Annotated in this window: 22 protein-coding genes and 1 pseudogene; 11 read left to right on the top strand and 12 right to left on the bottom strand. The window is 59.8% G+C overall.

Annotated features, from left to right (window positions below; all coding sequences use genetic code 11):
• The first annotated feature begins 309 nt into the window (after positions 1–309).
• Entirely contained in the window at positions 310–1,077 is a 768-nt protein-coding gene (locus tag AC1MGT_RS11335) for a 5'-methylthioadenosine/adenosylhomocysteine nucleosidase (RefSeq protein WP_499504229.1), read from the top strand.
• Here AC1MGT_RS11335 and ald read toward each other — a convergent pair.
• Positions 1,074–2,189 (bottom strand): alanine dehydrogenase, encoded by a 1,116-nt coding sequence (gene ald, locus AC1MGT_RS11330; RefSeq protein ID WP_499504228.1) that lies wholly within the window; start codon positions 2,187–2,189, stop codon positions 1,074–1,076. The genes AC1MGT_RS11335 and ald overlap by 4 nt on opposite strands.
• Positions 2,190–2,298: 109 nt before the next feature.
• Positions 2,299–5,958, bottom strand: coding sequence for a trifunctional transcriptional regulator/proline dehydrogenase/L-glutamate gamma-semialdehyde dehydrogenase (putA, locus tag AC1MGT_RS11325; protein ID WP_499504227.1), 3,660 nt, complete (start codon positions 5,956–5,958; stop codon positions 2,299–2,301).
• Positions 5,959–6,170: 212 nt separating this feature from the next.
• On the opposite strand from putA, the gene AC1MGT_RS11320 reads away from it, so the two are divergent.
• A complete protein-coding gene (locus AC1MGT_RS11320) occupies positions 6,171–6,626 on the top strand; it encodes an Lrp/AsnC ligand binding domain-containing protein (RefSeq protein ID WP_183554882.1) in 456 nt (151 codons plus the stop codon).
• Between the two features lies 1 nt (position 6,627).
• On the opposite strand, the gene AC1MGT_RS11315 is transcribed toward AC1MGT_RS11320, so the two are convergent.
• Positions 6,628–8,670, bottom strand: coding sequence for a hypothetical protein (locus AC1MGT_RS11315; protein ID WP_499504226.1), 2,043 nt, complete (start codon positions 8,668–8,670; stop codon positions 6,628–6,630).
• A gap of 220 nt (positions 8,671–8,890) precedes the next feature.
• Positions 8,891–9,844, bottom strand: a complete 954-nt coding sequence (locus AC1MGT_RS11310; protein ID WP_183554886.1) for a LysR family transcriptional regulator — start codon at positions 9,842–9,844, stop codon at positions 8,891–8,893.
• A gap of 138 nt (positions 9,845–9,982) precedes the next feature.
• On the opposite strand from AC1MGT_RS11310, the gene AC1MGT_RS11305 reads away from it, so the two are divergent.
• Positions 9,983–10,180, top strand: coding sequence for a hypothetical protein (locus tag AC1MGT_RS11305; RefSeq protein WP_499504225.1), 198 nt, complete (start codon positions 9,983–9,985; stop codon positions 10,178–10,180).
• Between the two features lie 612 nt (positions 10,181–10,792).
• On the opposite strand, the gene AC1MGT_RS11300 is transcribed toward AC1MGT_RS11305, so the two are convergent.
• The 4 genes from AC1MGT_RS11300 to AC1MGT_RS11285 form a co-directional block, all read right to left on the bottom strand.
• The gene (locus AC1MGT_RS11300) at positions 10,793–11,053 is read right to left on the bottom strand and encodes a YfhL family 4Fe-4S dicluster ferredoxin (protein ID WP_183554890.1); all 261 of its coding nucleotides are present in this window, start codon (positions 11,051–11,053) and stop codon (positions 10,793–10,795) included.
• Between the two features lie 16 nt (positions 11,054–11,069).
• Positions 11,070–11,570, bottom strand: coding sequence for a pantetheine-phosphate adenylyltransferase (gene coaD / locus AC1MGT_RS11295; RefSeq protein ID WP_332531188.1), 501 nt, complete (start codon positions 11,568–11,570; stop codon positions 11,070–11,072).
• A gap of 123 nt (positions 11,571–11,693) precedes the next feature.
• The gene (gene rsmD, locus AC1MGT_RS11290; RefSeq protein WP_499504224.1) at positions 11,694–12,350 is read right to left on the bottom strand and encodes a 16S rRNA (guanine(966)-N(2))-methyltransferase RsmD; all 657 of its coding nucleotides are present in this window, start codon (positions 12,348–12,350) and stop codon (positions 11,694–11,696) included.
• A gap of 78 nt (positions 12,351–12,428) precedes the next feature.
• Positions 12,429–13,322 (bottom strand): DUF6279 family lipoprotein, encoded by an 894-nt coding sequence (locus tag AC1MGT_RS11285; RefSeq protein WP_499504223.1) that lies wholly within the window; start codon positions 13,320–13,322, stop codon positions 12,429–12,431.
• Positions 13,323–13,347: 25 nt separating this feature from the next.
• Between AC1MGT_RS11285 and glmU the strand changes: the two genes are divergently transcribed.
• Complete coding sequence (gene glmU, locus AC1MGT_RS11280) at positions 13,348–14,724, top strand: bifunctional UDP-N-acetylglucosamine diphosphorylase/glucosamine-1-phosphate N-acetyltransferase GlmU (RefSeq protein WP_499504222.1); 1,377 nt, start codon at positions 13,348–13,350, stop codon at positions 14,722–14,724.
• Positions 14,725–14,858: 134 nt separating this feature from the next.
• On the opposite strand, the gene AC1MGT_RS11275 is transcribed toward glmU, so the two are convergent.
• Positions 14,859–15,335 carry an Lrp/AsnC family transcriptional regulator gene (locus AC1MGT_RS11275; RefSeq protein WP_499504221.1) on the bottom strand — a complete coding sequence of 159 codons (477 nt, stop codon included), beginning with the start codon at positions 15,333–15,335 and terminating at the stop codon, positions 14,859–14,861.
• Positions 15,336–15,490: 155 nt separating this feature from the next.
• Here AC1MGT_RS11275 and glmS point away from each other — a divergent pair, with 155 nt between their 5' ends.
• On the top strand, positions 15,491–17,320 hold the full coding sequence (gene glmS / locus AC1MGT_RS11270) for a glutamine--fructose-6-phosphate transaminase (isomerizing) (protein WP_499504220.1): 1,830 nt from the start codon (positions 15,491–15,493) through the stop codon (positions 17,318–17,320).
• A 4-nt stretch (positions 17,321–17,324) separates the two neighbouring features.
• Here glmS and AC1MGT_RS11265 read toward each other — a convergent pair whose 3' ends face one another.
• Positions 17,325–17,621, bottom strand: coding sequence for a hypothetical protein (locus AC1MGT_RS11265; RefSeq protein ID WP_499504367.1), 297 nt, complete (start codon positions 17,619–17,621; stop codon positions 17,325–17,327).
• Between the two features lie 169 nt (positions 17,622–17,790).
• Here AC1MGT_RS11265 and AC1MGT_RS11260 point away from each other — a divergent pair.
• From AC1MGT_RS11260 to AC1MGT_RS11235, 6 genes and pseudogenes are all read left to right on the top strand, one after another.
• Positions 17,791–18,055, top strand: a pseudogene (locus AC1MGT_RS11260) (integrase core domain-containing protein); the annotation flags it as partial.
• Positions 18,056–18,236: 181 nt separating this feature from the next.
• The gene (locus AC1MGT_RS11255; RefSeq protein ID WP_499504219.1) at positions 18,237–18,611 is read left to right on the top strand and encodes a BlaI/MecI/CopY family transcriptional regulator; all 375 of its coding nucleotides are present in this window, start codon (positions 18,237–18,239) and stop codon (positions 18,609–18,611) included.
• 2 nt (positions 18,612–18,613) lie between these two features.
• Positions 18,614–20,128 carry a M56 family metallopeptidase gene (locus AC1MGT_RS11250; protein WP_499504218.1) on the top strand — a complete coding sequence of 505 codons (1,515 nt, stop codon included), beginning with the start codon at positions 18,614–18,616 and terminating at the stop codon, positions 20,126–20,128.
• A gap of 135 nt (positions 20,129–20,263) precedes the next feature.
• Entirely contained in the window at positions 20,264–21,037 is a 774-nt protein-coding gene (blaOXA, locus tag AC1MGT_RS11245; protein WP_499504217.1) for a class D beta-lactamase, read from the top strand.
• A gap of 65 nt (positions 21,038–21,102) precedes the next feature.
• Positions 21,103–22,290 carry an acyltransferase family protein gene (locus AC1MGT_RS11240; RefSeq protein ID WP_499504216.1) on the top strand — a complete coding sequence of 396 codons (1,188 nt, stop codon included), beginning with the start codon at positions 21,103–21,105 and terminating at the stop codon, positions 22,288–22,290.
• A gap of 37 nt (positions 22,291–22,327) precedes the next feature.
• The gene (locus AC1MGT_RS11235; RefSeq protein ID WP_499504215.1) at positions 22,328–22,996 is read left to right on the top strand and encodes a transglycosylase domain-containing protein; all 669 of its coding nucleotides are present in this window, start codon (positions 22,328–22,330) and stop codon (positions 22,994–22,996) included.
• 226 nt (positions 22,997–23,222) lie between these two features.
• On the opposite strand, the gene AC1MGT_RS11230 is transcribed toward AC1MGT_RS11235, so the two are convergent.
• Entirely contained in the window at positions 23,223–24,068 is an 846-nt protein-coding gene (locus AC1MGT_RS11230) for a CPBP family intramembrane glutamic endopeptidase (protein ID WP_499504214.1), read from the bottom strand.
• Complete coding sequence (locus AC1MGT_RS11225; protein WP_499504213.1) at positions 24,065–24,541, bottom strand: MarR family winged helix-turn-helix transcriptional regulator; 477 nt, start codon at positions 24,539–24,541, stop codon at positions 24,065–24,067. The genes AC1MGT_RS11230 and AC1MGT_RS11225 overlap by 4 nt, the downstream gene beginning before the upstream one ends.
• Between the last annotated feature and the right edge of the window lie 324 nt (positions 24,542–24,865).

Here is a 24,865-nt window from a genome sequence, read left to right as displayed (position 1 = left end):
GAACCCCGGCTTTTGGCAACGGCCAAATTCTTGTCCACGATCCATGCGTGACTCGCGCATGTGTTGTCCCGCATAAAAAACAGGACTTAACGCGCTGATTCTGTTGAGTAAACGAACCTTATCCACAGAAAATCGTGCGTTTACTTACTACTACTATTTTGTATACAGATCTCTTAATTAAATAAGCAAACAACAGCGCAACCAAAAAAAACGTTCTCCAGAACAAAAAACCAAGCCAGCAAATTTGTCTCCAACGGCTGACAATGCTGTGTACAATCCGGCGCTTATGCACAACGGCCCAGCAAAAAAATGCGTTTAGGCATCATTAGCGCGTTGCACGAAGAACAGGCAGGGCTCGTGGAAGCCTTGCAAGGGCCCTCCACGCTCATCCACGGCAAGCGTGAGTACTTTCTCGGACAGCTGTGGGAAATCGACGCCGTGTGCGTCCTGTCGCGAATTGGCAAGGTTGCTGCCGCCATGACGGCGACGACGCTTGTGGAGAAGTTCGGAGTTACCCACATCCTGTTCACGGGGGTGGCTGGTGCAGGGGACGCGTCGATCCGGGTTGGCGACATCGTGGTGGCGGAATCGCTCGTCCAGCACGACATGGATGCCAGTCCCCTCTTTCCTCGCTTCGAGGTGCCATTGACGGGGCAAACGCATTTTCAGCCGGACGCCCGGCTGTCGCTGCGGGTGTCCAGTGCAGCGCATGCGTTCCTGGATGACGACCTGACGCATGCAATCGCGCAGGCCGACCGCGAGCAATTCGGCCTGACGCAGCCGCGCGTGCACCGCGGCCTGATTGCCAGCGGCGACCAGTTCGTGCATGAGGCTGCGAAAATCGACGCGATGAATGCCGCGCTGCCGGGCCTGGTGGCGGTGGAGATGGAAGGTGCTGCAGTAGCGCAGGTGTGTCACGAACTGCACGTGCCGTTTGCCGTCATCCGCGCGATTTCGGACAACGCCAACGAACACGCGGCGCACGACTTCATGGGCTTCGTGAAGACCGTGGCCGCGCAGTACGCATTTCACATCACCCGGCGCCTGTGCCGTGATCTGGCGGCAGCGTCGCTCTAGTCCAGCAGCGATTCGGCCGGAATGTAGTCGTAGCCCAGTGTGTGCGCCACGGCCTCGAACGTGACCTTGCCCTGGCAGACATTCAGGCCATGGCGCAGGTGGGGATCATCGCCCAGCGCGCGCCGCCAGCCCTTGCCGGCCAGTGCCAGCACGTGGCCGATCGTGGCGTTGTTCAGCGCAAAGGTGGATGTGCGCGCGACTGCGCCAGGCATGTTCGCCACGCAGTAATGCACGACGCCGTCGATGACGAAGGTTGGATCGGCGTGGGTGGTGGCGTGGGACGTTTCAAAGCAGCCGCCCTGGTCGATCGCCACATCGACGATGACCGCGCCGTTCTTCATCCGTGACACCATGCTGCGCGTGACGAGTTTCGGCGCTGCGGCGCCCGGCACCAGTACCCCGCCGATGACCAGATCCGCTGACAGCACGGCTTCTTCGAGCGCCTGCGCGTTGGAATGCAGCGTGGCGATGCGGTTGCCATAGACCAGATCGAGCTGGCGCAGGCGATCAAGGTTCTTGTCGAGCACTGTTACCCGCGCGCCCGTGCCGACGGCCATTTGCAGGGCATTGGCGCCCACCACTCCGGCGCCGATGATGACGACGTGGCCCGCGGCCACGCCCGGTACACCGCCCAGCAGCAGGCCCATGCCGCCCCGGGATTTCTCCAGGTGCGCGGCGCCCGCCTGGATCGACATGCGCCCTGCCACTTCGCTCATCGGCGCGAGCAGCGGCAAGCCGCCGCCCGGGCCAGTGACGGTCTCATAGGCGATGCAGATGGCTCTTGACCGCACCAGCGCCGCCGTCTGATCGGGATCGGGTGCCAGGTGCAGGTAAGTGAAGAGGATCTGGTCTTCGCGCAGCATCGCGCATTCGCCCGCCTGCGGCTCCTTGACCTTGACGATCATGTCAGCCTGCGCATACACCTCTTGCGCGCTGGCCACGATGCTGGCGCCGGCCGCGACGTACTGCGCATCGGGCAAGCCGATCTCGCTGCCGGCGCCCTGCTGGACGAGCACCTGGTGGCCTTGCGCCACCAGTTCATGCACCGATGCCGGCGTGAGGCCGACACGGTATTCGTTGTTCTTGATTTCGGTTGGAACGCCTACAAGCATGGTGAGTCTCCTTGTTGTTGGTGTGGTTCCTGCAACTGCTGTTACTGCTCCTGCCGAGAATGCGGGTTAGAAAGCACATCGGCGACCGAAGTCGCCGATGTGGTGTGCATTACAGGCCCAGTGTCATCAGGCTGGCGTTACCGCCAGCCGCCGTCGTATTGACGCAGACGGCACGTTCGGCCACCAGCCGCCACAGATCGACCGCAGCCAGTGGTTCGGTATCGACCACCCCGACGATGGCGCCGCTGCGCGCCGCCAGCTGCGTGCGCAGCGAGCCGGCCAGGCCCGATTCGACCAGGGCGATCGCGAACTCGCCCGCATCGACTTCGTCCTTGCCAATGAAGCGCACGCGCTCCTTGACCGCCTGCGGCAGGTTGGCCGGGATCGCCTCCGGCGACATGGTCAGCACCAGTGCGCGGTTGCCGGTGGCCAGCGCAGCTGCCACTTGATTGAGCAGGCCTGTCGGCGTGCCCGATGCGCACAGCACGACACCGCGCGGCGTGAACGACAGGCGATTGCGCTCGCCGGTCGGACCCGGCAAGTCGATCGCCACGCCATTCAGTGACGTGCGCGCATAGCCTTCGGCCAGCGCCACCACGGGTTGCTGGCCGTTCGTGCGCAGCCAGCCAATCAGCGCTTCCAGCGCAACGTCAGCCTGACGGACATGGTCCATCAATGGCGCCGCACCGCGCTGCAGGCGCTTGATGTACAACGGGCCGCCGGCTTTCGGGCCGGTCCCGGACTTGCCCTCGCCACCGAACGGTTGCACGCCAACGACTGCGCCGACGATATTGCGGTTCACGTAGATATTGCCGACGTGCGCATGGTTCACGATGTAGTCGATCGTTTCATCGATGCGCGAGTGCACGCCCAGGGTCAGGCCAAAACCCGTGGCATTGATCGACGCGATCACTTTCGGCAGATCGGCGCGGCGGTAGCGCACGATGTGCAGGACCGGGCCGAACACCTCTTGCTTGAGTTCCGACAGCGACGCAATTTCCAGCACCGTTGGCGGCACGAAGGTGCCGCAGCTGGTGATGGCGGTCGGCAGCTCGAGCGCGAAGTGGCTGCGCGCTGTGGCCTTCGTGCGTTCGATGTGCGCCAGCAGGTTGCGCTGCGCTTCTGCATCGATGACCGGACCGATATCGGTTGCCAGGCGATCCGGGCTGCCCACGCGCAGTTCCTGCATCGCGCCCTTGAGCATCTTGATGGTCTTGTCGGCGATGTCTTCCTGCAGGAACAGCACGCGCAGCGCCGAGCAGCGCTGGCCGGCCGAATCGAAGGCTGAGCTCAACACGTCGCCCACCACCTGTTCGGGCAGCGCCGACGAGTCGACGATCAGCGCGTTCTGGCCACCGGTTTCGGCCACCAGCGGAATGTCGATGCCTTCCTGCTCCGCGCGTTTGGCCAGCGTGCGGTTGATCAGCTGCGCGACTTCGGTCGAGCCGGTGAAGATCACACCCTTGATGCGGCTGTCGGCCGTCAGCGCGGCGCCGACGACTTCGCCGCGGCCCGGCAGCAGTTGCAGCGCAGCGCGCGGCGTGCCGGCCTCAAGGAACAGCTCCACCGCGCGGTGGGCGATCAGCGGCGTTTGCTCGGCCGGCTTGGCCAGCACCACATTGCCGGCGGCCAGTGCAGCCGCGACCTGCCCCGTGAAGATCGCCAGCGGGAAGTTCCATGGGCTGATGCAGCTGACCGGGCCGAGTGCCTGGACGTTTGCCTGGACTCCAGTTACAGAGCGGATCTGCACCGCGTAGTAACGCAAGAAGTCGACTGCCTCACGCAGTTCGGCGATCGCGTTCGGCAGCGATTTGCCCGCTTCGCGTACGGCCAGGGCCATCAGTTCGACGCCATGGTGCTCGAACAGGTCGGCGGTGCGCTCGAGGATGGCGGCGCGCTCGGTCGTGCTGGTGGCGGCCCACTCGCCGGCAAAGGCACTGGCCGCTGCCAGCGCGGCGTCGACGTCGGCGCGCGAGGCTTCCTGCACCAGACCGACGATATCGGCCGACTGGGCCGGGTTGACCACGTTGGCGAGCGGGCCGGCGTCGATCTTTGCGGCGGTCAGGGGCGCGGCGACGTGCCGGCGCTGTTGCGACAGGCCACTCGCCAGCTCACCCAGGATGTCTTCGTTGACCAGGTCCATGCCGGCGGAGTTCTTGCGCTCCGTACCGAACATGTCCACCGGCAGTGCGATCGCCGGATGCGGCTTGCCACCGCTGGCGCGGGCGGCCTCGAACGGATCGGTGATCAGGGTGTTGATGGCGACGCTCTCGTCAACGATCTGGTTCACGAACGACGAGTTGGCGCCGTTTTCCAGCAGGCGGCGCACCAGGTAGGCCAGCAGCGTTTCGTGCGAACCGACCGGCGCATAGATACGGCAAGGTTTGTCGAGGTTCTTGCTGCCCACGACCTGGTCGTACAGCGTCTCGCCCATGCCGTGCAGGCACTGGAATTCGTAGTTGCTGATATTGCCCAGGCGTGCCCACGTATAGATGACCGACAGCGTATGCGCATTGTGGGTGGCGAACTGCGGGTACAGGATGTCGGACGCACCGAGCAGCTTGCGCGCGCAGATCAGATAAGACACATCGGTGTGCACCTTGCGCGTATAGACCGGATAGCCGGGCATGCCGTCGACCTGGGCGCGCTTGATCTCCGCGTCCCAATAGGCGCCCTTCACCAGCCGTACCATGAACTTGCGGCCGCTCCGTTTGGCCAGGTCGATCACATAATCGATCACGTACGGGCAGCGCTTCTGGTAGGCCTGCACGACCAGGCCGATGCCTTCGAAGCCGGCCAGCTCGGGGTCGAACGCCAGCACCTCGAGCATGTCGAGCGAGATCTCGAGGCGGTCCGCTTCTTCGGCGTCGATATTGATGCCGATGTCATAGCGCTTGGCCAGCAGCACGAGGCTGCGCACGCGCGGCAGCAGTTCGTCCATCACGCGCGCCGACTGCGCGCGGCTGTAGCGCGGGTGCAGCGCCGAGAGCTTGATCGAGATCCCTGGCCCGTCCTTGATGCCGCGGCCATTCGAGGCCTTGCCGATCGCATGGATTGCCTGCTCGTACGACGCGTAGTAATGTTGCGCATCGAGTTCGGTCAGCGCTGCTTCACCCAGCATGTCGTACGAATAGCGGTAGCCGCGCGTTTCGTTCTCGCGGCTGTTTTTCAGTGCTTCGTCGATGGTCTGGCCGGTGACGAACTGATTGCCCAGCATACGCATCGCCATGTCGACGCCCTTGCGGATCAGCGGTTCGCCGCCCTTGGCGATCATGCGCGTGAGCGCCGAGCCCAGGCCTTGTTCGCTATTGGTCGACACCAGCTTGCCGGTGATGAGCAGGCCCCAGGTGGCCGCGTTGACGAACAGCGACGGGGATTCGCCCAGGTGCTTGCGCCAGTCGCCCTTGCTGATCTTGTCGGCGATGAGGCGGTCGGCCGTTTCGCTATCAGGAATGCGCAGCAGAGCTTCGGCCAGACACATCAATGCCACGCCCTCTTCTGACGACAGCGAGAATTCGTGCATCAGGGCGTCCACGCCCGACGAGCGGGTGCGTTTTTCACGCACGGCGGCGACCAGGCGGTGTGCCAGCGCCTGGGCGTCATGGCTGGCGCCGGAACCCTGGGCCAGCAGCCACTGCACCGCCTCGGTTTCATCGCGACGGTAGGCGGCCGTGATGGCGGCGCGCAGGGGAGTCTGGTCGCGTTTGATTTCAGCGTGAAGGGCGTCGAACGGAACGAAAGTGGAGGCCGGGTGAGCAGCAATCTGCATGGCTATCTAGTCAAAAGAAAAATACAAACGAGGGCCACCGCACAGCAAAAGCGCCGTGCTGTAAGCAACAGCCGGCGCAGATCGGAACTTGGTGGAAATGATTCGATTGTAGAAGGATTTCTTCTGGATTTATTCTGGATTTAACCGATACTGGCAATAGATAGTTTTTGATGCGACAATCTGACCAAATAAAATTTATAAGGAGATGTAGCATGCTGGACAAGATTAGCAAAAAGATTCTGGCCGAATTGCAGAACGATGGCCGTATCAGCAACGTCGAACTGGCGGCGCGTGTCAACTTGTCGCCGGCTGCCTGCCTTGAACGTGTACGCAAGCTGCACGAATCAGGTTACATCATGGGCTACACCGCCCAGCTCAATCCGCAGTTGCTGGACGTGTCGCTGCTGGTCTTCATCGAAGTCGTGCTCGACCGCACCACGCCTGAAGTGTTCGATGCCTTCAAGCAGAGCGTGCAGATGATTCCAGAAGTGCTCGAATGCCATATGGTGGCGGGCGGCTTCGACTACCTGGTCAAGGCACGCGTGAAAGACATGGCCGCTTACCGCGAATTTCTGGGCAAGACGCTGCTGCAGAAAGGTGTGCGCGAGACGCACACCTATGCGGTGATGGAAGAAGTGAAAAATTCCACCAAGCTGCCGATTCGCTGAGTTATGGCTGCCCAGCCTGGCCGGTCTTGCTGGTCTGGCCGGTCAGGCGTAGTGCGCCGCGATACAGAAGACTGGCAGGTGGCGCTTGCGCGGCCTGACTGGTGGCCTGAGTAGCGGCCTGAGTAGCGGCCTGAGTGAGATCCTGCGGCGTAGCGGCGCCGCGGCCTGCTTCGAACGTTACTTTGCGCATCGCGCCCACCCCATCCGGTTCTTCGATGCACACCGCCATCCTGCTGGCGCTGGCAAGCGCGTCGCCCTCACCGGCCACGGCATCGATCACGAAGCGGTAGCCCGGGCGATTGTCCAGTTGCCCCGTGCCTTCCAGCCTGACCCGGTTGCCGTCGAGCGTGATCCGATCCAGCGTGTCACCTTTGAATGACGTGCTGCCCAGCAGACGAAACACGAACGGCGTGCCTGCATCTGTCTTGAGCGCGAGTGGCGCTGCCAGCCGGAAGGCTGTTCTGGCAGCCGGCGAATAAACGCCGCTGCCGGGAGCCACGGCCGACTGGAGCATCCCTTCGCCCACCAGCTGCGCGCCGTCGGTGAAGCCCACCCGCACGAACGCAGACATCGTCGTACGCCTGCGCGCCGAATCGGTGACGATCACAGTCGCGCGGTAATCCCCTGCAACGCGATACGTGTGTTCAGCCAAGACTGTACCCGCGCCATTGCGCTCGCGCACGACCGCCGGTAGCGGCCCGCTGCCATCGCCCCAGTCGATGGTGGCTGTATGGGTGTCGCGGACATTACGGTCGCGAAATGACAGCGTGAGCCTGGCAAGCTCGTTCTCGCGCAGCGCCGGGATTTGTATCGGGCCCAGCACCGGCGCATCGGTACCGCCGCCACCGCGGCGCAAAAACACCAGGCCGGCGTTCGATTGGGCAAGGATATCGCCGTTGGCTGCAATACCAAGCCCTTCGGTTACCACCAACCCTGCTGGCGAGTTGTGCAGGCGCAGATTGAGATCGGTCGCCACGCCCGTGCGCGACCATCGATAGGCGCGGCCTTCGTCGAACATGCCGGAGCGGATCAGGCCCACACTCACGCCATCATCGTTCAGTGCGTTGGCCTCGGACGTGAACATGCCCGCCGGGTGCAGGCTGAGAAAACCGCGCGCGCGTGAGTACCGGAAGGCGCGAAACTCGTTCGTGGTCGGGCCCCGCACTGCGCCGATGACCTCGCCCGCTTCATTGAGTGTCGTGGGATAGGCAGCATTGATGCTGACAGCGGGTTTTCCTGGGCTCGACAAGAAGAAGCCACGGGTTGCAGCGTCGACGATCCGCCAACCGAGAATGTCGCCCTGATTATTGATGCGGATACCATACGCACTGCGTGCCCCGAACGTTCCCAGATTCGTGGGACGGCCGTCAGCGTTCCAGACCAGCGTGGTCGTGCCGCCATTGACAGCGCTGCCCGAGCCGACGACGGCATCAAGATCGTTGATGCCGTAGGCAGCGCCTGGAACGAAGCCGCTGACGCCGGGCAGTGATGACAGGCGATTTGCCGACGTCCAGCGCACTGCACGCACGCTGCTGTTGTCGCTGGACGTGGCAGACAGGCCCGCGATCTGGCCATGTTTGTTGATCGCGTCCAGGGAGGCGTATTCGCGCGCATTGAGCGACGGTAGCACCACCCGGCCCCTTGCGGCCGACCAGCGCAATGGCTGGTACCGCAGGCCGCCGGGACTTTGCGCGTCGAGGAAGCGTGCGTTGAAAATCACCTCACCTTGTTCGTTCAGACCGCCGACAAACGTACGCTCATTACCTGGAGGACTGATATCGACGATGCGATCCCCACTGAAAAACGCCACCTGCGTGCGACCGTCCGGCCCCGGGTACTCGAATGCCGCCTGACCACGTGCATTGACAAAGCCGTTGTAGCTCGTTGGCGCGGCGAGATTGACGATGCTGTAGATGTCACCACCACTGCGCCCGGCATCAGTGGCGTCATCCTCGGCAGCCGCTGTAGCGCGGCCTGAGGCCGCAAGCATGAGCAGCAGAGTGATTCCAAACACACTGGACTGGCCCGTCGATAAATGGCGCATTGTCATCTCCATATCTCCATGTAGGCGCGTATGCGGTATGCACGGCGCATGACCATTCTGGAACGTGACGAATCATTCAGGATGAGCTAGCGCAAACCCGGCGCCGGATCTCGCGCAAAATGGATTTGGGAATTGCATGGTAGGCAGAGCCACCAAGCAAGGGGGTTGGCGTACAGGTGAGAAGGGATGACGCGGCTGCGCCATCCCCGGTGACAACGTATCAGACGACCTTGCGCACGCCGCCTTTAGAAGCGCTTTCGGCCATGCCTTCGAGGTTCTTGCGCAGCCAGCGGTGCGCCGGGCTGCGGCCATCGCGCTCGTGCCACAGCATGTCCAGGTGGACGGCCGGCAGCTGGAGCGGCAATTCTTTCCAGATCAGGACATCGGCCATGCCGGTCGAGACCAGCAAGTGCTTCGGCAACACGGTGATCAGGTCCGAGTTAGCCACCACCCGGCCAGCCGTGAAGAACTGGTTCACCGTCAGCAGGATGCGTCGTTCGCGGCCCATCTGGCCCAGTGCCTCGTCCACCAGGCCATGGGCGCGGCCCGAAAAGCTCACCAGCAGGTGGTTTGCCTTGCAATAGGTGTCGAGATCGAGCTTTTCCTTGGCCAGCGGGTGATCCTTGCGCATCACGCACACGTACACGCCCGAATACAGTCGCTCGTGGCGAATCGGCGAGCCGGTTTCATACGACAACTGGGCTGCCACCCCCGGGAAGAAGCCCACCGCCAGATCGATGTCGCCGCGCAGCAGCATTGGCCGCGGTTCGCGCGTGGTCAGCGGCACCATGCGGATATTCACGCCCGGTGCTTCGCCTTCGATCGAGCGCATCAGTGACGGCAGCCACAGGGCAGCGGTCGCGTCGGCCATCGCCATCCGGAACGTTGCCTGTGCCTTGGAGACGTCGAACGTTTCCGGCATCACGGCCGCTTCGAGGGCCGCCAATGCCTGACGCACGGCTGGCCACAGCGCTTCGGCGCGCGGCGTCGGTTTGACGCCGTAGGCAGTGCGGATCAGGAGTTCGTCGCCCAGGCTTTCGCGCAGTCGCTTGATGGCATTCGAGACAGCAGGCTGGGTCATGGCCAGGTGGCCGGCAGCGCGCGTCAGATTTTGCTCGGTCATGACGGCATCGAACACGCGCAGCAAATTCAGGTCAAGCGTCAGAAAGCTCATGGAATTCAGGATAAAACTGTCGTGAATACAAGTGTACCTCAACTCATTCACAAACAGTATAAGTGCCATCAGCGATGGGAATTAGATTTATATGTTGCGATGCACTAAAGTTATCCACAATCATAGAACGAGTACATCATGTCTTCCACCGCCACCCTAGTTCAAGCCGCCAGCGCGGTGCCATACAGCCTGTTGTTCAGCATGACCATCTATTTCGCCCTGTTCGGCGGGATCGCCCTGTTTTTCCGTCCCCTGCTGGTTGGCATTGGCCGCGCGCTGTACCTGACGGTACGTCCACGTCCGATCAAATCGACCTTGCCGTCGAAATCAGCCTGACGTTTATGCATCGCTGACTCACTCCCCTTCGCTGAAACGCGGCACCGGACACGGTAGCCGCGTTTTTTTTCGCCTGCAACTTCGTATGCTGGCAAAAACTCTCAACTCTCGTGTTTTTGATGGTGACTTGGTGTTACCCGGTTTTACTCGGGCGCAAAAAGTGACAAAGTTCACATAGAATTACATTGTTTAAAATTTTGAGTGGAACATAAATGTATTTTTAGCGTTAATTACTGCAAATAACTACATAAACTAATCATTTTAAAAGATTTTAGTAGATATCTGGCATGCTCAGGTTCGATACGTAATATAGAAAAATATAGTTCAACTTAGATAATGATAGGTAAATTAAGGATCAATATATCAGCTATTCCACGAAGTTCACATTCTATGTAATTTATACAATAACTATAAGTAACAAAGTGAACGGCGCAAAATTTACTACTGAAAGTACAAGATAAAGGTAACCATGTAGAACGTTGGAGGGGCAACTAGGATGCGACGCGAATTCAATACGCGAGCGAACGCCGCCAGCGGATCAAGCCAGCTGGCGGCGTAGCGGTGTCACAAGGGAGAAGCGAGCCGACAGGAGGGCGTCGGCCAGAGAGGCGATCAGGCAGCGGCTTTGTCGGCCGTCAGACGTTCGTACTTGATGAGGAGTTCTTCGCGCGATTCGCGCCAGGCCGGGTCAAGCGGGATGCAAGCGACCGGGCACAGGAGTTGGCACTGCGGTTCTTCAAAGTGACCGACACACTCGGTGCACTTGTTCGGATTGATCTGGTAATACTCGTCGCCCATCGAAATGGCATCGTTGGGACATTCGGGTTCGCAGACGTCGCAGTTGATGCAGTCGTCGGTAATCAGGAGGGCCATGGTACTTCCAGGTAGATCAGGCGACCGGTGCTGGGGGCAGGCTGGCGATCTTGTTTTGCAGCCAGCGGTCGACCGATGGGAAAACGAATTTGGACACGTCGCCGCCCAGCATGGCGATCTCGCGCACGATGGTGCCCGAAATGAACTGGTACTGGTCGGACGGGGTCAGGAACAGGGTTTCGACATCCGGCAGCAGGTAGCGGTTCATGCCCGCCATCTGAAACTCGTACTCGAAATCGGATACCGCGCGCAGGCCGCGCACGATCACACGGGCGTCGTGCCTGCGCACGAAATCCTTGAGCAGGCCCGAGAAACTTTCGACCTGCACGTTCGGATAATGGCCCAGCACTTCATTGGCGATTTCGAGGCGCTCTTCAAGCGTGAAGAAGGGACGCTTGTTCCGGCTATCGGCAACGCCGACCACCAGACGGTCGAACAGGCCGGATGCGCGGCGTACCAAATCCTCGTGGCCGCGGGTGAGCGGATCGAAAGTACCTGGATAAACAGCTACAACCATTGCGGCTCCTGTGAAAAATACACCGTGATAGAACGCGCATTATGCCTTAAATACCCGGCATTCGCCCCACGCTGGGGCGGGGTCTGCCCAATGGCTGTGCAGTTTTCACAGCCGTTCAACAACTCATGCCTGCTTTTCTTGCAGCTTGAGCAGATGATAGTAGACCATGCCGGCCTTGTCCGCACGCACTGCTTCCCAGCCTGCCAGCCATTCGGGCACCGCATCACCTTCGGCCAGCAGGGGCGCCTCGGCTTCCGCGTACACCATGCCGCCCTCTTTCAGCAGCGCTGTGCACAACGGCAACGTCTTGGCCAGCAAGTCTTGCTGGTAGGGCGGATCGAGAAAAATCACGTCGAAGCGCTGGCCGCGGGTGGCCAGGTCGCGCACGAGCGTCAACGCGTCGGCGCGCAGGATGGTGACGTTGGTCGCCTTGAGCTTGTCGCGGTTTGCTTCGAGCTGGCGTACCGCCGGGCTATGGTTGTCGACCATCAGCACCGACGCCGCGCCGCGGCTGGCCGCCTCGAAGCCCAGCGCCCCGGAACCTGCGTACAGGTCGAGCACGGTAGCAGCATCCCAGTCATTGGCGAGCTGGTGATTGATCCAGTTGAAGACGGTTTCGCGCACGCGGTCCGGCGTGGGCCGCAGGCCAAGGGCGTCGACGACGGGTAGCAGGGTTCGTTTGAAGGCGCCGCCGATGATGCGGACCTGGTGCTGCGCCATGCGCGGCGCGCCGTGCGGCTTGGGGCCGGCAGGCTTGGAGTTGATGGACTTTCTGTGCATGGGCGGCACTATAGCATGGGGTTTACATGCGATTGCGCGCCGCCCTTTGCGTGCTTTTTCAGTTACTTATTTACTTGCTTATTTCCCTGCAGCCAGCGCCTCAAGGTCGCCAATCCAGCCCTGGATGCGCTCCTGCGCATGGGCTTTCTGCTGGGGCGTGGCGACCCGGATCGCCGTCAGGATGAACTTGGTGGTGTGATCGATGCTGGCATCATAGAAACCCTTGCGTTCCGGCGAGTCCATGCGGGCAGACAATTCCCGCATCAAGCCTGCGACACGCGTCGTCGTCTGTTCGCGGTTGAGTTTCTTTTGCTGGATCTCCGTCAGCACGGCCAGCACGCGGCGCTGGCGGTACTGGCGCTCTTCCAGCCACAGGTTGTTGTCCAGCGGACGCAGATCGGACGCGCGGCGCAGGGCCGCCTCTTGTTCGCTGCTAAAGTTGCCGAACCAAAGTTCCACCTGTTCCATCGACTTCTTGAAACGGGCGCGCTGGCGCTTGTCGACGCTGCCATCCATGAACTTGCGGCGGTAATCGTCGTTCTTGTCCTTGAACTTGCGCTCCATGTGGGTGATCTGCTCGGGTGTGATCGACATGGCCAGCGTCGTCAGTTCCGGCACGGCGCGCTGGCCCAGGCGATCGGCGCGTACGCGGATTTCGCGGTAGTCGCCGAGCAGGTCGGCCTGAGTCGGGTTGCCAGCCAGCTGACGCTTGAACGTTCCCAGCAATGCAGCATAGTCACGCAACTCCGTCTTGCGATGCCACTGGAACACGGCTTTGATATCGCGCTTGGCCACATCCGCTTGTTGACCTTCGAAGTCGACATACGAATTCATCCACCAGTACAGTAAAGTGTCACCCTGGTTGTACGAGAAGCGAATCGAGCTGCAACCGGCGGCCATGACCGTCATGGCAAGCAGCAGGAGCGCAAACACGCGTCGGAACGCGCCATCGCGCATGCTAAAATTTTTCATATATTCAACTTTTTGAGAACGGCTTATGAACGTTGTGATCCTCGCCGCCGGTATGGGCAAACGCATGCAGTCTGCCTTGCCGAAAGTACTGCATCCACTGGCTGGTAAGCCCCTTTTGCGCCACGTCATCGATACCGCGCGTGGCTTGAATCCGCAGAAATTATGCGTGATTTATGGACATGGAGGCGCAGCGGTGCCAGAGATGGTCGCAACAGTGGCAGAATCCACCGGCAGCACGATCGATACCGCGCTGCAGGAACCACAGCAGGGCACCGGTCACGCCGTCATGCAAGCCGTGCCGCAACTGGACGATGACCAGCCGACGATCGTGCTGTATGGCGACGTGCCGCTGACCACCGTCGATACGCTGCGCCGCCTGGTCGAGGCCGCAGGAAGCGACAAGCTGGGCATTCTCACCGTCGAGCAGGCCAATCCATTCGGGCTGGGCCGCATCGTGCGTGAAGACGGCAATATCGTGCGCATCGTCGAAGAGAAAGATGCAACCGAGGCTGAACGCGCCATCAAGGAAATCAACAGCGGCATCATGGCGATTCCGACCCGCCACCTTAAAAAGTGGCTGGCGGCGTTGTCCAACAACAATGCCCAGGGCGAGTACTACCTCACCGACATCGTCGCCCAGGCCGTGGCCGACGGCGTGCCGGTCGTCTCGAGTCAGCCGTCCGGCGAATGGGAAGTGGCGGGCGTCAACAGCAAGGTGCAGTTGGCCGAGCTCGAGCGTCGTCACCAGCTGAACATTGCGCACGCACTGCTGGAACGGGGCGTGACCTTGATGGATCCGGCCCGCATCGATGTGCGCGGCGAACTCATTTGCGGCCGCGATGTCACGATCGATGTCGGTTGCGTATTCGAAGGGCGCGTCGAACTGGCCGACGGCGTGCGCATCGGCGCGCACTGTGTGCTGGTCAATGCCACCGTGGGCGCAGGCGCCAATATCAAGCCGTTCTCTCATATTGACGACGCCACGATCGGCGCCGCCTCGCAGATCGGCCCGTATGCGCGCCTGCGGCCGGGCACCACGCTCGGTGAAGACGTGCACATCGGTAATTTCGTCGAGGTCAAGAACAGCACGGTCGCCGCGCACAGCAAGGCCAATCACCTCGCGTACGTGGGCGACGCCACGATCGGTTCGCGCGTCAACATCGGCGCGGGCGTCATTACCTGCAACTACGATGGCGCCAACAAGTTCCGCACCGTGATCGAAGACGACGTGTTTGTTGGCAGCGACACCCAGCTGATCGCGCCGGTCACGGTTGGCAAGGGCGCGACGCTGGCGGCCGGCACGACGCTGACCAAGGATGCGCCCGCCGGCAAGCTGACCATCTCGCGATCGAAGCAAGTCACGATCGACAGCTGGAAGCGTCCAGTGAAAATCAAGAAGTAATCCACTGGCCGTACACAAGCTAACCACAGGAAATGAACAAGATAAACACAGGGTAATACCCTGCTTATCCCATGTTCTTCCCTGTGGTCATCCACATCGTTATCCACAGGCACTGGCGTACCTGTCTGTCCCGCTTACACGGCGATGCGCGTCTCGAACTTGCTGCGGTGGGTCGCAAAATAGGTCTTCACGTTACGTACATTGGCGTGCGCGGTGAACAGCCGGTGTGCCAGCTCGTGGTAGGCCGGCATGTCGGCCACTTGCACGATCAGCACGAAATCCGGCCCGGGCGACACGCGGTAGCACTGCAACACCGCAGCTTCCGTGTCCGCCAATTTCTCGAATTCGGCCATGCGCTCGGCGGCCTGCACGTCCAGCGTGATCTCGACGATGGCGCTCAGGCCCGCCCCCACCTTGTCGGGCGCGACGATTGCCACCTGGCGCTGGATGACGCCACTGTCCGTCATGGTCTTCACGCGGCGCAGGCAGGTCGGTGGCGATACATGCACTTGCGCCGCCAGCTGCGCGTTCGTCTGCGATGCGTCAGTCTGCAGAATGGTCAGAATGCGACGATCGATGTCGTCAAGGACAGGAAGAGCATTAGTTGGCATGAAATTTAAGTGTATTTTGGTTTGCTATATGAAACAAGATTTCACGTCTGGGTTGTCGTGAAATAATATGACAAATATAGCTGCACACTGTACGCTTATTTCACTGTACTTGCTCTACGATAATACTCATTGAATACTTTGAAGTGAGGTTAGCCATGTGCGGTATCGTCGGAGCAGTCGCAAAACGCAACATTACCCCTGTCCTGATCGAGGGCCTCAAGCGCCTCGAGTACCGGGGCTATGACTCCTGCGGAGTGGCTGTCCACCTCGACGGCCGCCTGACCCGCTCGCGCTCGACCTCGCGTGTCGCTGAACTGGAAGCACAGGTCAAGGAAGCGCATCTGGACGGCTTCACCGGGATCGCCCACACCCGCTGGGCCACCCACGGCGCGCCGGCATCGCACAATGCTCACCCGCACTTCTCGCCAAGCGAAGACAATGCGCGCATCGCGCTGGTTCACAACGGCATCATCGAAAACCACGACGAACTGCGCGCTGAGCTGACCGCCCTGGGCTACGTCTTCATGAGCCAGACCGACACCGAGGTCATCGCTCACCTGGTTGACCACATGTACAACGGTGACCTGTTCGAGACCGTGCAGCTAGCCGTCAAGCGCCTGCACGGCGCCTACGCCATCGCCGTATTCTGCCGCGAAGAACCGCACCGCGTGATCGCCGCGCGCCAGGGTTCGCCGCTGATCGTCGGCGTGGGCAAGGACGAGAACTTCGTCGCCTCCGACGCGATGGCGCTGGCCGGCACGACCGACCAGATCATCTACCTGGAAGAAGGTGACGTGGTCGACCTGCAACTGGCACGCTACTGGATCGTCGACGTCGACGGCCGCCCGGTCGAGCGCGAAGTCAAGACCGTGCACGCTCACACTGGCGCGGCCGAACTCGGCCCATACCGCCACTACATGCAGAAAGAAATCTTCGAGCAGCCACGTGTCATCGGCGACACGCTCGAAGGCGTCACCGGCATCATGCCGGAACTGTTCGGCGACGGCGCCTTTACGGTGTTCAAGAAAATCGACCGCGTGCTGATCCTGGCCTGCGGCACCAGCTACTACGCAGGCCTGACCGCCAAGTACTGGATCGAATCGGTGGCCAAGGTGCCTGTGAGCGTCGAGATCGCCAGCGAATACCGCTACCGCGACAGCGTCCCGCATCCGGACACGCTGGTCGTCACCATCACCCAGAGCGGCGAAACGGCCGACACGCTTGCCGCGCTCAAGCATGCGCGCAGCCTGGGCATGGAACACACGCTGACCATCTGCAACGTCTCGACGAGCGCCATGGTGCGCGAGTGCAAGCTGGCCTACATCACCCGCGCCGGTGTCGAAGTCGGCGTGGCCTCGACCAAGGCCTTCACGACCCAGCTGGCCGCCCTGTTCCTGCTGACGCTGACACTGGCCCAGGTCAATGGCCGCCTGACGGATGCCGAAGAAGCCGAACACCTCAAGCAGATGCGTCACCTGCCGGTCGCACTGGCTGCCGTGCTGGCGCTCGAGCCGCAGATCATCGCCTGGGCCGACGACTTCGCCCGCAAGGAAAACGCCCTCTTCCTGGGCCGTGGCATCCACTACCCGATCGCGCTGGAAGGCGCGTTGAAGCTCAAGGAGATTTCGTACATCCACGCCGAAGCGTATCCAGCAGGTGAACTGAAGCACGGCCCGCTGGCGCTGGTGACCGAAGAGATGCCCGTGGTCACGATCGCCCCGAACGACGCGCTGCTGGAAAAGCTGAAGTCCAACATGCAGGAAGTGCGCGCGCGCGGCGGTCAGCTGTACGTGTTCGCCGACGTCGATTCGCGCATCACGTCAGGCGATGGCCTGCACGTGATTCGTTTGCCCGAGCACTACGGTTTGCTGTCACCGATCCTGCACGTGGCGGCGCTGCAATTGCTGGCGTATCACACGGCGCTGGCGCGTGGGACGGATGTGGACAAGCCGCGTAATCTGGCGAAGTCGGTGACGGTGGAATAAACGTTTACTGGTAAATCCAACGTCCGCTATCGGCCCAGGCTGTGTAAAAACTTATAGTCACGCCCTGGCTGCAGAACTGTACCCGCCGATGCGTGCCGTGCGGCTCTACAAGGTACTCAGGAAGTGGCGTCGCATTTTCTGAGATATCGACCGGATCAGCGGTAATCGCTCCAAAGACGCGCTGCAGAGCCAGTAAAAGGGCATACGCCCTGATCGCCTCCATCAAGCCAGCGACCCCAAGCAGCGACATCAACCATTTGACGTTATAAGCGAGCACGTGCAGGCTCATTTCGGTCTTCACGCGCTCCAGTCCTTTCACCGAATAACAGATCATTGGAATCTTGCCCGGCCGAGGCTGATGGCGTGGTCATCCAGCCGAGATCGCCAAGCCGAAGAAGCTGTTTGCCGAGCACTTGCTGGCGATTGAAGGATTGAAGGAAATCGCTGGAAAAAAATGGTAACCCACGGCTGTCATGAAATGGCTGCGCGACCAGAACATCGGGCCGGCTTACATCAAGCCAGGCAGTTCCGTGGCAGAACGGCTTCGCCGAGAGCTTCAACGGCAAGCTGCGGAACAAGTGTTTGAACCGAGTGTGGTTTGTCAGCCGCCAGGAAGCCAAGCTGATCATTGAGAAATGGCGGAACTTCTATAGCAATGAGCGGCCACATTCTGCACCGGGCAACCGTACACCAGCCGCGGTCGGCCGTGAACGGCGCCAAGAACAGGCTGCCTGAAGTCGAAGGCTAACATCTGCTGTGGCTACAAATTTGCCGATCAGGTCAGGTCGGAGGTTAAGAAATCCACAATGTGTTTGTTAAGTCAGCTTGTCGTGTATAACCGGTTCCATTTAGGTAGATTTGCCTTTATGCGACAGTTGTCGTAAGATCGCGTCATCAGTCACAGGGCAGACGAATCATGACCATCCCATCAGTTACCGAATTAAGTCTGCTTAAATGCCTATGGAAACAGCAGCCGTTGTCTGCGCGCGAACTGCATGACCTCGTGGCGGAAGAGCTGCAGTGGTCGTATTCCTCTACACGCAAAACGCTCGAAAGAATGGTAGAAAAGCAGATGGTCAATCTTCAGGTGATGCACGGTATCAACGTATACACGCCTTCTCTTGATAAGATTGAAACGTTGGCGGCTTTTACGCGTGACTTCGGCAAACGCGTCATGGAAATGGATGAGCCGTTCCCCGTGAATATGTTCACGGGTTCGAAGCTCGTCAATCCAGCGGAATTAGCCGAGCTTGAACAGATTCTGCACGACTGGCCCGAGTCTGAGGAGTAGACATGCTCTTCTCGAGCTTCACGCTGATGTTCCTGCAGGCGAGTATTACTACTTTGCTCACCTGCACCGTTGCTTGGTTCATTTTACGGGTGACGCAGCGTTATTTGCCCAGCATGATTGCAAGACGCACTCCATGGTTGCTGGCACAGCTAGTTGGTGCAACGACGCTGATTGTGGTGTCGTCGCCTGTAGCCTCCCAGCTGAGTCTGTTTGCCATTGAACAAAAACCTGCTGTGGCGGAACTGGCAAAGCACCTGCCCGCCGCCCACATTACGGCGTTCGTTGAGAACGGCGTGAACAATCTGTCTTCCGACGACACGCTTTCGACACTCGCCCGGGTTTGGTTGGCGTTGTATATCATAGGTGCCACCTGGTACGCATTCCGCCTGTATCAACCCTACCGTACTTTACGGGCACTCATGTCGATCGCGGAGCGTCTTGATCGCCAAGCGCTTCATGCCCACCGTGCATTCAGTCCGCATCGCAGCGTAGAACTGCCTGTTCTAGAGGTCGAGGCGCCGATTTCGCCGCTCTTGGCCGGCCTAATCCATCCTGTCCTGGTACTGCCATCCCACATGCGGAAGTTGCCACCGGTACAGCAGCAATTGATTGTCGCGCATGAACTGATGCACCTACGCCGCCGCGATCACCTTTGGCAGCATGCGAGCATGCTATTGCTGGTGCCCTTGTGGTTTGTTCCATCTGTGTACAGTTTCAACCGCTCGCTGCGATGGGCTGTGGAGCTTGGCTGCGACCGCGCCGTGCTGGAAGACCGTTCAGTTAGCGAACGCCGCAGCTATGCAGCCGCGCTACTAGCGCAACTGACGGTGCAGCTGAAAGCAGGTGAGGTATCGCCAAGCGCCCCTGCAGTCCTCGCCTTCGGCTTCCATGGAGCGCAGAGCGTGGCCGAGCGTATTCGCTTGATTCGCGACGCACAGCCTGCGCCACGTCCCGGGGTGGTGGGCATGACAACTCTGCTGCTGCTTCCCGCCCTATGCAGTGCCAGCGTGTTGTTGCAGCCCCAGTTCGCGTGGAACGAACCTGCGCAAGTCTCGCCCGAGACTGCTCACCTCGCCAGCTCGGCCGGTATGCAGCCCACTGGCACAGCATGGCGAGCTCCTCTTGCACGCCTATACGTGACAAGTTCGTTTGGTTCCATCAATCGTCCTGGCGGGAGGCCCCACAATGGCATGGACTTTGGTGCGCCGCGCGGAACCGTTGTGTTCACTCCTGCAAATGGGAGGGTAGTCATCTCAACCGATCATTATGAGGGCGGCTCACGCTACGGGAAGGTTGTCGTCATCGAGCACGATGACGGTACACGCACCTTGTATGCGCACCTGGATGGCCGCACTGTCAGAGCTGGCCAAATAGTTCGGGCAGGCCACCAGATTGCTTTGTCAGGCGCGACTGGGAAAGTAACCGGTCCGCATCTGCATTTTGAGGTTTCTCGCAATGGGACACACATAGATCCACAAGCCGTGCTGGATGACGTCCCGTTGGGCCCACGTGGATAAGCGCCACTAACTGCACTTTCCCTGCGCCAGTTGTCGCAGTCACCTACTGATTTCAAAGAAGCCGCTGAAACAGGGCAGGGCGGAGCTTATTCAAGAATCCGGTGAATCCGGCCCAAATGATCTAGAGGATTAACAATGAAATATCGCTACCTCGCAGCTGGAGTTTTCTTCAGTGCCATCGGTGCCAGCGCTGCCGCTGCGGAAATTTGCACGGTAATCGCCGACGCGGTGAGCGGAAATCAACTTGTCCAGCACGGCGATTGCAGCCGCCGTGTCACGCCAGCTTCAACCTTCAAGATTGCGATCAGCCTGATGGGGTATGACTCCGGCTTTTTAAAGGATGAGCATCGGCCTGTGTTGCCATACCGAGCGGGATATGTCGACTGGCGTGAGTCATGGCTGCATCCAACCGATCCGACCAAATGGATGAACGATTCAGTTGTCTGGTTCTCTCAGCAGGTTACGTTATCGTTGGGGAAAGAGCGTTTTGCCGAATACACCCGCAAGTTCGGATATGGAAATGCGGACGTGCTTGGGGACCAGGAACATGACGGCCTTACGCTTTCCTGTATCGGTTCATCGCTGCGCATTTCCCCTCTGGAGCAAGTGGCCTTCCTTACCAAGCTCGTCAACCGTCGCCTCGGTGTCAGTCATCATGCCTACGCGATGACTGAAAAGCTGACCAAATTCGGCCCGGTATCCGGAGGATGGCAGGCCCACGGCAAGACTGGCGCCTCGAGCGGTTGGGGCTGGTACATCGGGTGGGCGTCGAAGGCCGGTCGGACCATCGTCTTCGCAAGACTAATCCAAAAGGATGATGCCCAACCCAAGCATGTGCCGATCGGGCTGCTAACGCGGGACGGCTTTATCGCCGACTTTCGTCAACTGATCGGCTCCGTCACGAATTAAGAGCGCTTTGCGGTGAAAGCCGAGTTGTTCCAGCCGCGTACACATTCAACAATACGACAGACAATATGACATTGACCCCGCGTGAAATTGATTCCCGCTTGCCCGTGCTTGCGCCGGCAAAGGCCCACTCGACCTATGCATCTCGCAACTTCGGAATCGACTGCTTGCGTGGCCTGGCAATCCTCTTGGTGATTGTCCATCATCTAGCATTGCCATTCCGCTTGCCGTTGGGGCCAAGTCTGGTCGGCGAATGGCTACCCAAACGATTAATCGAAGCCATTAGTTTCAATGGGTATGAGGCAGTCTTCATATTTTTCGTCATCTCCGGTTTCCTTATCACGACGCGCATTGTCGACCTTGATGGCGATCTCCGGCGGGTCAACGTGCGTCGCTTCTATGTGGCACGCGCCGTGCGCATATTCCCCTTGCTGTTCCTGATCCTGGCGATTTTGACGCTGCTGGCTTTGCTAGGAGTACCAGGATTCGCGCCGGAATCCCCACAGCAAACCGTTGGGGGGCTACTGAGCTCAGCACTGACATTCACGTTCAACTGGTACGAAGGTCGTACGACGTATGCGCCTGGAGGCTGGGATGTGCTTTGGTCGCTGTCGATCGAAGAGGTTTTCTACTTTGGCTTTCCCTTGCTTTGCCTGTGGCTACCTCGTCGGCTCCTGGTCGGCTTGTTGCTTGTTTGGGCACTGAGCCTGACGCCGCTGCGTGCACTCATCCCCCCCAACGACGAGGTTTGGCGTGAGAAGGCATACCTGCCTGGAATGGCAGCTATTGCGTGGGGAGTATTGGCTGCAATGCTTGCACGTCGCTGGCGACCTGGTGTGCATATCACGTGTGCTATTGGGCTTGTCGGCGTGTGCTGCATCGTGGCGGTACTCGTATGGCCTGTCCTGGTGCACCGCCACCTTTTCAGGTCCGGGTTGACTCTCATGTGCGTCGGGACCTGCCTGATGCTGCTCGCCTTCACAGCCCATCCGCCGGCGCAGCACCGTCCGCTGCAGTGGCTCGCGCGGATGGGAAGTCTGAGCTACGAGTTGTATCTCTCACATATGTTCATCGTACTAGCGGCCGTTGGCATGTACCGCACGTTCCTTGGCGAGACCCAGGCATGGACATTTACCGTCTACCTTCCCGTGCTGGTCTGCTGCTATTTTTTGGCGCTTCAACTGGAACGGTTGACCAAGCAACTGACATCCAGTCTAGGGCATGGTGCACGCCGCGCCGACACGCCTTCCGTTTAACAGGACAAGCACCGTGCCAATATCACGCAGAAGCAAAATGCTACTCGCGCTCCCGGCTTGCCTGGCCGGCTATCTCGTAATCGTTGCCTGCTGGGCCTACGTGACATTCGACAATGTCCTAGCCGATGTGCACACACAGCCCGAAGCGCTGCTAACAGCAAGGCAAACAAAAATCCTGACCTTGGTTGAAGATCCAACATTCTTCCACCACAGCGGCATCAGCATAGGAAATGGACAAGGTTTCGCCACGATCTCTTCTGCTGTCGCGCGCGATGTTTATTTGTCCGGAGCGGATTTAGAAGGGCCAACGGGCGTACTTCAAACGCTCTACCGCGGTGTCTTTAGTTGCTGCAAAAAGGTCGACCTGGGCCGCGATGTCATGGCAGTCGTATTGAATGCCAGGCTAAACAAGGAGAGCCAGCTTGCCATATATGTTTCATACGTCTACATGGGACGTTACGGAAACCAGCAAATCCGTGGTTTACCGCAAGCTGCAAAAAGCTATGTTGGCAAGAAGCTGAGCCAAACGACTGAAGATGAGTTCATTGGTTTAGTCGCGATGATCAAGGCACCAAATCAATTCCATCCGATCAGGAGTCCAATTGTGTACCGAGCACGCGTCGACAATATTCGCGCCCTCGTTTCCGGCAAATGCGTTCCTGGTGGGTGGTTCGATACTTCGTTTGAACAATGCCGCACATCGTAGATATTTTCGAGACTTGTACTTTGAACTGCCACGATCTCATTAGACGCTCCTGAGCCTATGATGGAGGTCTACAGGGGCTCGGCACCCGACTTCAAGACGAGCGCGAACTTCCGCAAAGATAATGGCAAAGCGATCCAATGTGTGCGGCAGTTTGTCGTGCGGTGCCAGCAACCGGACGGCAGCTGGACATCAACGGGCGGGCAGCTCTGGAGTTGGCTCTATAGTCTCAGTGCCAATGACCGCGTCGGTGTGCGATCGTGAGCAGTGCGATGGCGGCCATAGACCAAGTGATGCCGGTGACGATGGAACCTTCGATGCCGTAAGTCCCGCCGGACAGCCATGCTGGGCCGCTTGTGGCCACTTGCAGCCAGCCGCGAGCGAGGTGGCCGGAGACCGGGACCGCGAACACGGCATCACTGAAGTAATTCCATGCGAAATGCATGCTGATCGGCAGCCAAAGGCGGCCAGAGAGCAGATAGGCGCCGGAGAGGGCAAGCGATGCCGCCGCCGTCATTGCCGCGCCGAGCACGCTGAAACCTTCGTTCGGCATGTGGGCGACAACAAAAATCACGGTCGACACGCCCAGTGCAATTTTCGTGCCCCAGAATTTCTGTAGCATGCCGAAGACAATGGCGCGGAACACGATCTCCTCGAAAACGGCCACCATTACTTGTTCAGGAAAAGGCTTCAGCAGCACGCCCGTAGCCGCTGCGCCGGTGATGGTGAAGGCGCCACTGGCCAGCAGTACTGAATACGTCGCCACGACGAGCAGTGCGCCGATGCCGAGTCCGCCCCATAGTTCACGTCCCGCGCCAGCCAAAGCCAGCTCAGTGATCGGGCGCCGTTCCAGACGCATTACAAACCAACGATAGCCAGCTACCGCGACAGCAGCCGACAGCAGCATGGGCCAGCCGAGGCGCAGCGGTTTCGGCACGAGTTCGCTAAGACCCAGCGTTACAAACATCGGCACGATTGTCGCCAGGATGCCCACGATCGCCAGGATCAAAGGATATCGCAGGATGCGGGTGCGCAGCGGAATTGCGGAAGGTACGGCATATTGCTGGGTACTCATGACGGCTCCTCGTGGTCGGTTCGCTCGCGCGCGGCATGGATACGTGCTTCGAACGGCCGTGCTTCCAGCGCAGCGATTGCTTGCGCCAGTACTTCCGAAAGCGGGTATTCCAGATCTGCATCCAGACTCGCAGCGGCCGCATTCGTCGCAGCCCAGCAGCACTGCAGTTGCGGGAGCAGCGCCCGCCCTCGCTCCGACAACCCGATGAGCTTTTGTCGTCCATCTCCGGATGACATGCGGATGACAAGCTCTTCCTTCAGCATCAATGCAAGGGTCTGCGTTGCCGCCGGCTGCGTGATGCCAGCCGTTGCGGCAATGTCGCCAATAGTGCGCGGCTCACGTATCGCCAGTGCTCGCATGACGGGGGTATAGCGCGGGCGGTAGCTTAGGCCGGCCTCCATATAGGAAGCGGCCACTGCGCCGTCGAGCAGCTCGATAAGATGGCGCAACTTGGTGCCGAGTCCTTGTTTCATGTTTGGATAATACACTTATTTACATAAGCGCTTATATAAATTTCAAAAGTTGTGTTTTGACGAGGCAAAATCAAAGTTGTTCATGATCGAAAGCGGCCAGTCGTATAGGGCGAAGGAACCAGCTGGTTGTATCGAACTTTATTGTTGCAATCTTGAGATTTTCGGAGCTTCGACTTGCGTTTGTGTCAGACTTTATTGGCATGTCCAACATGTCGAATCGTTCGCCTCATAACCGGGCTTGTGTCGAACTTTATTGTTCGCCCACAGCTGTGGCGCGTTCATAAACGCGCCACAAGCAATAAACCTGGTGCATAGCGTTAGTTG

The sequence above is a fragment of the Telluria sp. BA11 genome (assembly GCF_056680305.1).
Note: the sequence above shows the minus strand (reverse complement) of the source record. Positions and strands in the feature narration are given on the sequence as shown.